General features: G+C 46.6%; 10 protein-coding genes. 3 read left to right on the forward strand and 7 right to left on the reverse strand.

Annotation, left to right across the window (positions count from 1 at the left end; translation table 11 throughout):
• Positions 1-235: 235 nt before the first annotated feature.
• Positions 236-1,606 (reverse strand): dipeptidase, encoded by a 1,371-nt coding sequence (locus BBEV_RS02970; RefSeq protein ID WP_069364117.1) that lies wholly within the window; start codon positions 1,604-1,606, stop codon positions 236-238.
• A gap of 213 nt (positions 1,607-1,819) precedes the next feature.
• On the opposite strand from BBEV_RS02970, the gene ilvD reads away from it, so the two are divergent.
• A complete protein-coding gene (gene ilvD / locus BBEV_RS02975) occupies positions 1,820-3,511 on the forward strand; it encodes a dihydroxy-acid dehydratase (protein ID WP_069364118.1) in 1,692 nt (563 codons plus the stop codon).
• Between the two features lie 65 nt (positions 3,512-3,576).
• On the opposite strand, the gene BBEV_RS02980 is transcribed toward ilvD, so the two are convergent.
• The 6 genes from BBEV_RS02980 to BBEV_RS03005 all read right to left on the reverse strand — a co-directional run bounded on the left by BBEV_RS02980 (position 3,577) and on the right by BBEV_RS03005 (position 8,683).
• Positions 3,577-3,987 (reverse strand): ATP-binding protein, encoded by a 411-nt coding sequence (locus BBEV_RS02980; RefSeq protein WP_069364119.1) that lies wholly within the window; start codon positions 3,985-3,987, stop codon positions 3,577-3,579.
• Between the two features lie 19 nt (positions 3,988-4,006).
• Positions 4,007-5,116 carry a SpoIIE family protein phosphatase gene (locus BBEV_RS02985; protein ID WP_069364120.1) on the reverse strand — a complete coding sequence of 370 codons (1,110 nt, stop codon included), beginning with the start codon at positions 5,114-5,116 and terminating at the stop codon, positions 4,007-4,009.
• A gap of 36 nt (positions 5,117-5,152) precedes the next feature.
• A complete protein-coding gene (locus BBEV_RS02990; RefSeq protein ID WP_069364121.1) occupies positions 5,153-5,455 on the reverse strand; it encodes an STAS domain-containing protein in 303 nt (100 codons plus the stop codon).
• 92 nt (positions 5,456-5,547) lie between these two features.
• On the reverse strand, positions 5,548-6,951 hold the full coding sequence (locus tag BBEV_RS02995; protein WP_069364122.1) for a sensor histidine kinase: 1,404 nt from the start codon (positions 6,949-6,951) through the stop codon (positions 5,548-5,550).
• On the reverse strand, positions 6,948-7,676 hold the full coding sequence (locus tag BBEV_RS03000; RefSeq protein WP_069364123.1) for a response regulator transcription factor: 729 nt from the start codon (positions 7,674-7,676) through the stop codon (positions 6,948-6,950). Before BBEV_RS03000 ends, BBEV_RS02995 begins: the two co-directional genes overlap by 4 nt.
• Positions 7,673-8,683 (reverse strand): YncE family protein, encoded by a 1,011-nt coding sequence (locus BBEV_RS03005; RefSeq protein ID WP_069364124.1) that lies wholly within the window; start codon positions 8,681-8,683, stop codon positions 7,673-7,675. The genes BBEV_RS03000 and BBEV_RS03005 overlap by 4 nt, the downstream gene beginning before the upstream one ends.
• A gap of 246 nt (positions 8,684-8,929) precedes the next feature.
• Here BBEV_RS03005 and secY point away from each other — a divergent pair, with 246 nt between their 5' ends.
• On the forward strand, positions 8,930-10,231 hold the full coding sequence (gene secY / locus BBEV_RS03010) for a preprotein translocase subunit SecY (RefSeq protein ID WP_069364125.1): 1,302 nt from the start codon (positions 8,930-8,932) through the stop codon (positions 10,229-10,231).
• A gap of 327 nt (positions 10,232-10,558) precedes the next feature.
• Positions 10,559-12,949, forward strand: coding sequence for a 3-hydroxyacyl-CoA dehydrogenase/enoyl-CoA hydratase family protein (locus BBEV_RS03015; RefSeq protein WP_069364126.1), 2,391 nt, complete (start codon positions 10,559-10,561; stop codon positions 12,947-12,949).
• Positions 12,950-12,987 lie beyond the last annotated feature (38 nt).

Below are 12,987 nucleotides of genomic sequence, written 5' to 3' on the forward strand. Positions count from 1 at the left end.
TGGTGGTTTTTTATTTTTTTTGGGGGGTTCAAGTGGGGTTGATTAAGAGAGCTTGGTTATTGACGAGAAGAGTCTGTTTATTGATGAGCATAACCCAAAATTCTTTTGAAAAAGCGTGATTCGAAGACCAATCAATGTCTTGAATCACGCTTTTTCAAAAAATCCAGTCTTGAACTTGTTTATAGCCACCAAAAGCAGATGCAATAACACGAATAAGCTTCTTCTGCGTGATGAATCAGTTCAATTTTGCAGCTTTTGCATAATAATCCACCAATACTTCCATTCCAAGATCAAAATGGTTCACAGGGAAACTTTCGTTTGGCGCATGCAGATTATCTTCAGGCGTTCCAAAACCGAGAAGAATGACAGGGATGCCAAATAATTGGTCAAAAGATTCCACCACTGGAATCGAGCCGCCAAGACGGACAAAAACCGTTTCTTTTCCAAATGCTGCGCTCAGGCTTTCTGCGGCGCTTTGAATCAGCGGGTGTGCAGGATCAACCTTGTAAGCTTTGGCGGACAGAGGTTCCCGCTTTACAGATACATGTACCCCTTTAGGGACGTGTTTTTCAATGTGTTTAACCAGGAGGTCCTGAATGATCATCGGGTCCTGACCTGGTACAAGCCGGCATGTCAACTTTGCTGTTGCTTCAGAAGGAATGATCGTTTTTGTACCTTCTCCTTGATAGCCACCGAAAATGCCGTTCACTTCAAATGTCGGCCGGGCCATCAAATGTTCATTCACCGTGAAACCATCTTCCGGCGTGGTTTCCGGAATATCGAGAGAACGGGTATAGTCCTCACCAGGCGCAGCATTCATCAGGTCACGCTCTTCCTGGTCCAATTCTTCAATCCCGTCATAGAACCCTTCAATGAGAACTTTCTCATGCTCATTTTTCATACCGGCCAACAGCTGTGAGAGGGCCATGGCAGGATTTTTGACTGCGCCGCCGTAAAGGCCGCTGTGCAGATCGCGTTTTGCCCCGCGAAGAGTGACTTCCAGACCGGTAAAGCCTTTCAAACCGTAAAGCATCGTCGGCTGTCCGGTTTCCACCATGCCGGAGTCGGATACGAGTGCAAAATCTGCTGCTAATTTTTCAAGGTTGTTTTTCAGGTAAGGGTTCAGATTTTCGCTTCCGATTTCCTCTTCTCCTTCTATGATGACTTTCACATTAATCGGCAACGCACCCTGGGTTTTCATAAAAGCTTCAAAAACTGCAAGGTGCATAAACACCTGCCCCTTATCGTCAGAGGCTCCGCGGGCGAATATCCGCTCATCCCGAACCTCTGCTTGAAACGGTTCACTGTCCCATAGTTCCAACGGTTCGGCGGGCTGCACATCATAGTGGCCATAGAACAAGGCGGTTGGAGCCCCTTCAGCACCCATCCATTCTGCATAAACGAGAGGATGTCCTCCTGTTTCTTCGAGATTCACCTTCTCAAAGCCGATCTCATTGAGATAATCACGGACAAATTCCCCGGCCTTCAGAACATCTTCTTTATGAGACGATGTCGTACTGACACTTGGGATAGCGAGAAACCTTTTCAGTCGTTCGAGGTTTTGCTCTCTGTTGTCTTTTAAGTATTGTTTGACGGATACGGTCATGGCACGATCACTCCTTTTCAATTCTCATGATCAGTTTACAACAAAATCTTGCTTGCTGTCTGCTCTGAAATAAAACCCGCTCCGGAAAGTAACGTCTGAAAAGCGTCTGTTTTCTGAAAACTTATTGCAATAACGCGTCAAAGTGAGCTATCATAGACGTTATAACCGAAATAGTTTGTGAGGAAATGTACGATTCCAGAAAGGGTGAATGAAGTGAGTGAGAAAGATCTGCGTCATAAAAGTAAAGTAATCAGTGAAGGGGTAAACCGTGTGCCAAACCGCTCCATGCTCCGGGCAGTCGGATTTACCGATGAAGATTTTAAAAAACCAATGATAGGTGTAGCCAGTACCTGGAGCGAGGTAACGCCGTGTAATGTACATATCGATGCCCTCGCGAGAGACGCAAAGAAAGGTGCAGCAACCGGTGGCGGCGCGCCGATGATTTTCAATACGATTATGGTCGCAGACGGGATTGCCATGGGTCATGACGGCATGAGCTATTCGTTACCATCGCGTGAAGTGATTGCGGATTCCATCGAAACAGTCGTGGGTGCTGAAGCTCTGGATGCGGTGATTGCGATCGGGGGCTGCGACAAAACGACCCCAGGGTGCCTGATGTCCATGGGACGGATGAATGTACCCGGTGTATACGTGTATGGTGGCACAATCAAGCCAGGCCGCCTCGACGGAAAAGACATCGATATCGTGACGTCCTTTGAAGCTGTCGGTCAGCACCAGAGCGGTAAGCTCGATGATGAAGGCCTTCATAAAGTTGAATGCTCTGCATGTCCTGGACCAGGTTCTTGCGGTGGTATGTATACGGCGAACACGATGGCTGCGGCCGCTGAAGCCCTTGGCATGAGTATTCCAGGCTCATCCTCAACGCCGGCTGTGGATGATTACAAGCATCAGGAATGTGAACAAGCCGGAGAATTAACACTAGAACTCTTGAGACAAGACATTAAACCAAGGGATATCATGACGAAAAAAGCATTTGAAAATGCGATTACGGTTGTTATGGCGCTTGGCGGCTCCACAAATGCGTTTTTGCATCTTCTTGCGATTGCCAGAAGTGTGGATGTCGATCTGGATTATGATGACTTTGAACGCGTCCGAAAACATGTACCGCACATTGCTGACCTGAAGCCAAGTGGCCAGTATGTCATGGAAGACCTCTTTCAGGCAGGCGGAGTACCGGCTGTCATGAAGCTTCTTCACGAAGCAGGGCTCCTGCATGGGGATTGTCTGACGGTAACCGGTAAGACTATTGCGGAGAATTTGGCTGAAGCGGAGTCCTTGAAAGAAGGCCAAAAGGTCATCTTCCCACTTGATAAACCGATCAAATCGAGCGGTCCGCTGATCGTAATGAAAGGGAACCTGGCCCCGGAAGGCGGCGTTGCCAAAATGAGTGGCCAGAGTATCAGCCGTTTTGAAGGCACAGTCAAGGTATATGACAGTGAAGCAGATGCAACAACGGCCATTGAAGCGGGTGACATCACGGAGGGAGACGTGCTGGTCATCCGGTATGTCGGACCGAAAGGCGGACCCGGGATGCCTGAGATGCTGTCCATTACGGCGATGATTGTCGGACGTGGCCTCAATGGCAAAGTTGCGCTCATGACGGACGGCCGTTTCTCCGGGGGCTCTCACGGTTTTGTGATCGGTCATATTGCACCGGAAGCGGCAGTCGGCGGACCGATCGCGCTCTTGAAAAACGGTGATCAGGTCACCATCGATGCAGATACACAAGAAATCACGCTGCAGGTGGATGAAGACGAACTGAATGCCCGTAAAGCGGCTTGGACACCGAAGCCACCGCGCTTCACGTATGGTGTATTGAAAAAGTATGCAAAACTCGTCTCTTCGTCTTCTTCAGGTGCAATTACTGACGGTTTCGAAGACTGACAGTTCTTGAACAATCAGCAACAAATCAAAGAGCGGCACCCCACACACACATGGGGTGCCGCTCTTCACGTTGAGGGAGCACTGTTTCCTTTAATATTTTTCACGATAAGCAGTTCATTTCCTCTTTCACTGTGAATGACATGATCCATCACTTCCTGAATGATAAAAAGCCCGCGTCCTCGTTCGAGGTCCTTTGCCGGAGGCATTCTTGATGCCAAATCGGGTGTGAATCCGTCACCTTCGTCAAGAACACGGAAATATATCCGTTTTGAGGAGGCATGAATACGAACGGTGATCGATTTATCGAGAGCCATCTTATTCCCATGTTCCCAGGCGTTGTTGACACTTTCAGTGAGTGCAAGATCCACCATGAGGGCATCCAACTCCCCGAAATAAAGAAGCAATTTTGGTGTCAATTCCTGCATAATGATACGGAAATCTTTAGGTTCATGAAAACGTACCTCCGTGATTTTCATCCTCTATCACTCCTGACATCTACTTCAATGTAAGCAGAATGGATGTGACATCGTCTTTTGAGCGACCGGAAAGGCTGACTTGATGCATGAAACGGAGCCAATCATCCCGGTTCCCGGAATCAGGGAATTCATAATGCTCCAAAGCATCGAAGAACCCGTCGGATCCGAGAATCAGTTGATCCCGGTTTGAGACCTTGAATGAGCGTCTTCTGAACATCGTCTGTTCAAACATGCCAAGCGGTGTTCCGGGAAAATCCCGCTTTCGAACGGTAGTGCGGTTATCGTGAAGGAGATAAGGAATACCTGCAGAGATGACGTGACACTGCATCTGTTTGAAATCAATTTCCACAATCATCGAAGCCGCGAAATCCTCATTATCAAAATGATTCAGGTAATATTGATTCATCCGCTTCAAGATCCCCTCGGCATTGACCCGGTCATTTTGAACAGAGGCCTCAAACAGGGAATGAAGAGAAGCCATTTGCATGGACGTGTAAATCCCATGCCCCATGATATCGATCAGATAGACAATCAACCGCTGCCTTTTCTGGTCAAAATAATACCCGAAGGAGTCACCGCTTAACTTAAAATGAGGGTAATAATAATAATCGAGTTCATAGCGGTAATCGGTAATGCGATCAGGCAACATGTTGCGCTGGAGTTTTGCCGCCTGTTCAAGTTCGAGCAGCAGCTTCACAGACTCTGAGATGTCACGGCCAATATAGAGTACACCGACAACTTCCATCTTGGGACTGTAACGGGGAACCATGCGCCATTCAAACTGCGTAATCGATTGGTTCAAAGCATCCTTATAAGTGCAAAAGGAAACTTCCCGACTGGCCTTGACTTCATCCATCACTTTCAGCCATTGTCCTGTTGACCAGTTGAACAGGTTTTTCACTTCCAGATGGGTTGGATCGAATGCTTCTGCTTTGGCATATTCCGTTAAAAAAGCATTGTTCCAATGTTTGATCCGGCCGTCGAGACCCGTTTCAAAACCGGGGGATGAGAGTTGTTTCAGCCAGGGATTTTCCAGGGGAGAATCCTTAGTTTGTCCAATCGGTGAACTGCCAAGACGCCTTCCTGCGTCGAGCATGGCTGATTGAAAAACGGCTGGGATATCGGTCATGATACGCATTCCTTTCTTTTGGAAGAGCTGACGGATTTATTCAAAATCAAAGACGGTTGTCAGGCGCGTCATCTCAAATACTTCATAGACCGGCCCTTTTGCATGGCGGATCTTCAAATGACCACCCCTTTCCTTCGTCCGTTTATGAATGGCAACGAGGATGCCGATCCCTGCTGAATCAATAAAAGAGAGACGTTCCATATCAATAATAAACCAGGAATGCCCTTCTTCAATTTTCTGATACAGCTGTTCGCGAAGATCTGCCGCATCTGTAACTGTCAGTTCATCGTATAGCGTGACAAGCACATGCTCGTCTTGCGTTGTTAGATCTTTCAACATGTCTTGAAACTCCTTTTCGATAAAACTCATAGATTATATTCCCTCTGAAACAGGCCATAAACGTTGACTCACCCTAAACAGATGATCGGATTTCACATCTCGTTGTAGAGGGGAAGTTCAATTGTGACGGTTGTCCCCTCACCTTCGACAGAATCGAAGGTGAGTTGGCCATGATGGAGGTCGACAATCTGTTTGACAATGGACAGGCCAATGCCGACACCCCCTTCGGCACGGCTTCTGGATTTTTCTACTCGGAAAAACCGTTCTGTCAGAAAAGGCAGCTGTTCCTGAGAGATTCCTTGCCCGTTGTCGCGGACTTCGACGACAGCCGATTTTTCACGTTTTGATGCCTGGACAAAGATGTGGCTTTTTGGCTCTGTATAGCAAGTGGCGTTATCGAGAAGGTTGATGAAAATCTGCAGCAGACGGTCTTCTGTTCCATTGACAATCAACTCTTCATCAAGGTGGAGTTCGATGGTCTGCTGTTTTTCCTGGCGTTTCAAAGCGGTGTTCCGCACGGCATCTTCAATGATTTCAGAGAGGACCAAGGGTGAAAATTCGATTTCATCCTCGTTTGCTTTTTCCAATTTGGTCAAGTCGATTAACTGATTGACGAGACGATTCATCCGGTGAGCTTCTTTATGAATGATCGTGGCATATTCCGTGCTGATGGCTTGTTCTTTACAATGGTTCTCCAGCAGTTCACTGTACCCCTGAATGTAGCTGAGTGGGGTGCGGAGTTCGTGTGAAATATTTTGAATAAAGGCACGTTTCTTTTCTTCTTCTTGAGCAAGAGCATCAGCCAGCTGTTTGAATGAAACAGCCAGATCTGAGAGTTCATTTTCCACGTGGATATCGATCGGGGTGTCGAATCGCCCCTTGGACAGTTCTTTTGAAACATGTTCGAGTTCCGTTATTGGTGAAATAAACTCCTTTTGCACACGTTTCATGACGATAAATAATAAGAGGACAAAAAGCGAACCGATGATGACTACAAACGGAAGTATCTGATAGAAAGCGGTCTGAATCTCTGCAACAGGCCGGTATAAAATGATGACGGCATCGAGATAACCGCTTTCCATGACCGGTGCAACTTTACCGAGTATGCGTTCGTTCAGAGCCCCGTGGTCTCTCATGATCGTAATGACTTCACCGTTTAACAGCCGGTTGCGTTCAATTTGATTGATGACCAGTTCATCCTCCGGGTCAGCGAGGGGAATGGCTGCGCCAAGCATCATCGGATCACTGCTAACAATTGCTTCCATGGGCGTGGACTCGATTGTCCAGTTCAGACGCTCCTCGAATATTTCCATATCCCCGGAATCATAAAGATCCTGAAGGGTGAGAATCTGTTCCTCGAGGTATCCGGATTCCCCTTCAAGGTAGAGATTTTCATATAAATAGAAGGTGACGGACGCCACAAGGCCCGCCACGATAACCAGAAAGAGTAAAAACAGAAACCAGGCTTTCTTTTTCATCGGATAATACCGGCTCATCTGTGCGTCTCCAATTTGTAACCGATCCCCCAGACTGTCTGAATATGTGTACCGGCTTCACCCAATTTCAATCGCAATGTTTTCACATGCGTGTCCACTGTCCTTGAGGAGGCACTTAAATAATCCAACCCCAAAATCGATTCGAGCAACTGCTCTCTTGTAAACACCTGTTCAGGATGTTTCATAAAAAGCTCGAGAATTTCGAATTCTTTTTTCGTGAGCGCGACCGTTTTGTCATCTACAAGAACTTTTTTAGACTTGATATAGAGCTGAATATTCTCGAACTGATAGTTTTCTGGTTCTTTTGAAATCGCCTCTCCATTGTGATGCATCGGATAAACGTTGGAACGGCGTAAAATGGCTTCGATTCTGGCCAAAAGTTCCTCGCGTCCGAACGGTTTCGTTAAATAGTCATCCGCTCCAGCTTTTAACCCTTCCACTTTATCTGTTTCCGCAGATTTTGCCGTGAGCATCAGGACAGGAAGGTCTGACTGTTTCCGAAGAATATCAAGTGTTTCATACCCATCCAGTTTAGGCATCATCACATCCAAAATAATGAAATCTGCCTGGTGATACTCAATTCGTTGAATGGCTTCAAAGCCGTTGGAAGCTTCTAAGACATGATAGCCTTCGGCTTCGAGAATACTGCGGATCATTTCTCTCATTTGCTGTTCATCGTCGACAACAAGGACGGATGGCTTGTTTTGTTCAGGTTGTTTTGTCATGGGTTTGTTCCCTCCAGTATAATCATTGAATGCGGGCCCGGCCGAACCGGGATGGAATGGTTCAAGTCTAATGTGTTTTTGTCCACTCGGATCAGTTCATGTCCATCAAGCGTGGTGATCAGATAGTCGTCTTGATACTGGCTGCTGAAATAGGGATTGAATGAAACGTCCTGTTCAGCTGTGATTTGCATACGGTTCAAATCGATTTGAGAGATGGTATGGGAACCGTGATTCATGACCAGAACGTGGTTTTTTGAAGGATTGTATTCAAAAAACACGGGCATCAGACCGGTCTCAATCTGTTTTTGTTCTTCTTGATCAGGTAAAGACGCAATGTGCACTTCACGATTCAGATCGCCACCGGTACCGTGCCCGCCAATGAAAAGCTGATTGTCCACCACAAGCAGTCCGTTTGGCCGATCGAGTACGTGAAACGCATCCAGCTGTTGAAGACTTTGCCGGTCAAACACCTCAATTTGGTGATCGTAGACGTTTGCCAGAAACAGTTGGTCAAGGTCCCGTGAATAGGTAAGCGAACCCGGATGTTCACCGGTATCAACCTGCTCCACCTGAATATTACCGGTGTCGTCATCACAATACAGTATTCTGTATAACGTATTATACAATGAATTGCTGGCATACAGCTCCATCGTCTCAGGGATGTAATAGAGGTGATTGATCCCTTCTTCCAGGGAGACCAGGCTTTCAAATGAACCGATGTTCTTGTCGTAATAAAACAGGTCGGTCTGATCTTGGCCGGCGATCACAAAGGTATCGAGGTGTTCGAGGTAGACCATATCCGAAATGACAAATGGCAGCTCGATTTCCTTTTGAATTTCATTGGTTTCAAGATCTACAAGGGTTAATAACGGTTCTTTGATATGTGCAATCAGAACACTGTCGTTTTCAGGTGAGGTAAAACCGGATAATTGTCCGTTGTTTTGCTCACATGAAATGAAAAACATAGCGAATAATGGAATCAGACAGTATAATAAGTAATGTGGCATTTTGTTCCCCCCTTCAGGTGCCGCTGAGGGCACGTTATGCACTCATTCTATTTTACATGTAATTTGAGAACTATTTGTGAAATTACACAAGATTGTAACGAACGATTTCAGTAAAGAAAGAGATGCAAAAAAAAATTCTGCAAATTCGAGAAAATTAACGAATGGAGTCACATTTTTCAGTTGAATGTGGTATTCTGTAAAAAGCGTGTAATCGTGTAGATAAGAAGAACAGAAGAGGTGCATGATATGTTTCGGACAATTAAGAACATTTTTTCCGTAGGTGACCTGCGGAACAAGATTTTATTTACTCTTGCTATTTTATTCGTATTCCGTATCGGGGCGCACATACCGGCTCCAGGCGTGAATGCGGATGTACTCGATTTTGAAGGACTTGCGGCACTGGGCTTTTTGAATACGTTTGGCGGTGGAGCACTTGAGAACTTCTCGATCTTCGCCACCGGCATTATGCCTTATATTACAGCGTCCATTATCGTACAGCTTCTTCGAATGGACGTTGTTCCAAAGTTTGCTGAATGGTCAAAAGAAGGAGATCAGGGCCGGAAGAAGCTTGCTCAGGTGACCCGTTACGGGACCGTTCTCATTGCTTTTGTGCAGGCGCTTGGTCTGTCATTTGGCTTTAACAACATTATGCCAGGACTGGTTCCGAATCCAACCTTCGCAACGTATATGATGATTGCGTTAACCTTGACGGCCGGTACGGCATTTCTCCTGTGGCTGGGTGAACAGATTACAGCCCAGGGTGTAGGAAACGGGATTTCACTGTTGATCTTTGCGGGGATTGCTGCAGGTATTCCAGGCGGCGTCACACAGCTGTATACGATATATATTTACGATGCAGGCGATCAGCTGTTTATGAACCTGATGATTGTTCTGCTCATTCTGCTCGCGATTGTTGCAGTTGTTGTTGGTGTGATCTTCGTCCAGCAGGCGATTCGAAAAGTCCCTGTTCAGTATGCGAAGAAATTAGGCGCAGGCGGCCAGCCAAAAGGTGGTCAAAGCTCGCATATTCCATTGAAAGTTAACTCTGCAGGGGTTATCCCGGTTATCTTTGCCATGTCCCTATTCATCTTTCCACCGACGATTGCGAACTTTTTCGGTGCGGAGTCTGCGTTTGGGCAATGGATCGTGCAGGCATTTGATTATACGAATACCATTGGTATGGCGGTATACGTTCTGCTGATTATCGGATTCACTTACTTCTATACGTTTGTTCAAATGAATCCTGAACAAATGGCAGAGAATTTGAAAAAACAGAATGGCTTCATTCCAGGTATCCGACCAGGAAAAACAACAGAGAAGTACATTACCCGGACATTGTATCGACTGACATTTGTCGGTGCACTCTTCCTGGCATCTGTTTCTATCCTGCCGATGCTATTGACCCGTTTTGCCGGATTACCGCCAGCGGTTCAAATCGGAGGTACAGGTCTCCTGATTGTCGTCGGTGTGGCACTCGATACAATGAAACGTATCGAGAGTCAACTCCTCGACCGTCGTTATACCGGCTTCATGAGACGCCCTTCATAAGAATAATTCAAATCAAAAACAGGACAGCCTCGGCTGTCCTGTTTTTATACGTAGAGGACGATTTAACAGGGCAGAGCAGTCAGTGTCCAAGTGCAGCAGAGTCTTTCGTGGCCAGTTCTCCGTCGAGCCGGGATTTCTGATGATTCATGATCATGTAAGCGGTTAAAAAAATTTATTAAATTCGATTCTTTCCCTTGCACAGATCGAAAAAATTCTTTATAGTAGTAATTGTAAACACTTTGTGACAGTTTCATGCGCAATCGCGCGAAAAATTTTTTGATTAAAAATGAATGAGTATTCATTCAAATGGGGAGAAGGAGGTACTTCATGATTAACCGTATTGGTAAAGTGGCAGTATTGGGATCAGGTATCATGGGTTCCGGCATCGCAGCACACCTCGCGAATGTAGGAATTCCGTCGATTTTGTTCGACATCGTACCGCGGCAATTAACAGACGCTGAAAAGACTAAGGGATTGACCCTTGAAGATGCAGCAGTCCGAAATCGTCTGGCGGCAGAATCGATCGAACAATTGAAGAAACAGAAGCCGGCTCCGCTGGCGAAGAAAACGAACATCGACATGATTGAACCTGCAAACATGGAAGACCACATGGAACGGCTGCAGGAAGTGGACTGGATCGTTGAAGTGGTGGTGGAAAACCTCGAGATCAAACAAAAAGTTTATGAGAATGTTGAAAAGTACCGTAAAGCCGGCAGTATCGTCACTTCAAACACGTCAGGTATTTCAATCGAAGCGATGACAGAGGGGCGAACAGAGGAATTCAAGAAGCACTTCCTCGGTACACACTTTTTTAATCCGCCCCGCTACCTGAAACTGTTGGAAATCATACCGACAAAAGCGACCGACCCGGATGTCGTGAGCTTCATGAAATCGTTTGGTGAAAATACGTTGGGAAAAGGGATCGTTGAAGCGAAGGATACACCGAACTTTATCGGGAACCGGATCGGCACCTATGGACTGTTGGTGACAGTACGGGAAATGGTGAAAGGCGGTTATTCCATTGGTGAAGTGGATTCGGTTACAGGGCCATCTCTCGGCAGACCGAAGAGCGCTACGTTCAGAACCCTTGATGTTGTAGGACTTGACACGTTTCTTCACGTAGCAAAAAATGCTTACGACAAAGTGGAGGGCGCTGAACAGGATGTCTTCGATCCACCGGCATTCATGCAGGAAATGAATGAGAAGAAAATGCTTGGAAGCAAAACGGGCAAAGGCTTTTACTATAAGAAAAAGACCGATCAGGGCAGTGAAATCCTTGAGCTTGATTATGAAACGATGGAATACGTTGAGCGTAAAAAATTGAAAGCGCCCTCTGTCGAACAAAGCAAACAGGCGAAAGGAAAAGCGAATAAAATCAAAGCGCTTGTTTATGCAGATGACCGGGCTGGACAGCTGGTTTGGAATATTCTGAAGCCTACCTTGATTTATGCCGCAGAGAAGGCTGAAGAAATTGCCAATAACATCCGCGATATTGATAACGCGATGAAATGGGGCTTCGGCTGGGAACTCGGACCTTTTGAAACATGGGATGCCATGGGTGTCGAGAAATCCGTTGCCAAGATGAAAGAGGAAGGCGAGACCGTTCCCAAGTGGGTTGAGGACATGCTTGCCTCCGGTAAAACATCTTTTTATGAATCCCGGACAAGTTACTACCACAAAGGTGAGTATACAGAAGCGGATATTAATCCGAAGGAAATTCACATCAAAACGTTAAAAGCAGATGACACCAACATCATTATGAAAAACGCAGGTGCGTCGCTGGTTGATATCGGTGATGACATCGCCGTCCTGGAATTCACATCACCGAATAATTCCATCGGCCTTGACGTCCTGCAGATGATCAAAAAATCTGTGGATGAGGTAGAAAAAAATTACAAAGGCCTCGTGATCAATAATCAGGGCAAAAATTTCTGTGTAGGTGCAAACCTGATGATGATTTTGATGGAAGCGCAGGATATGAACTATCCGGAAATTGATCTCGTCGTCAGGCAGTTCCAGCAGTCCATGGCTAAAATCCGCTATTCCGCAAAACCGGTCGTTGCAGCACCATTCCAGATGACGCTCGGCGGCGGTACGGAGATCTGTCTGCCATCATCAGCGATCCAGGCTTCACCTGAGACGTACATGGGGCTGGTGGAATTCGGAGTCGGTCTGATACCAGGCGGTGGCGGAAACAAGGAACTTTACTTGCGTGAAGTGAACCGTCTGCCGGAAGGTGCGAATATCGACTTGCAGTCCATTGCGAATAAAGTGTTTGAAACCATTGCGATGGCTAAAGTGAGCACCAGTGGCCAGGAAGCCGAAGAACTCGGGTTTATCCGGCCGGTTGATGCCATCAGTAAAAATGGTGATCATCTCTTGCATGACGCCAAGAAACAAGCGCTGCATCTCTTTGACAGCGGTTATCAGCCACCGAAACGGGACAAAATCCCGGTCGTGGGGGAAACAGGCTATGCCACGATGCTCCTTGGAGCCAAGACATTGAAGTTTGGCAACTATATCTCTGATCACGATTTGAAGATTGCAGAGAAATTGGCCTTTGTACTGGCCGGGGGACGAGTAGCAAAAGGGACGAAAGTGGATGAACAATATTTACTGGACCTCGAGCGGGAAGCGTTCCTGAGTCTCGTAGCCGAACCGAAAACCCAGCAGCGCATGCAGCATATGCTGACAAAAGGAAAGCCATTACGCAACTGATCAGCTGAGCGCCTGATGAGTTCTGCACATTCAGAATT

Source organism: Salisediminibacterium beveridgei, from assembly GCF_001721685.1.
Taxonomy (GTDB): Bacteria; Bacillota; Bacilli; order Bacillales; family Salisediminibacteriaceae; genus Salisediminibacterium; species Salisediminibacterium beveridgei.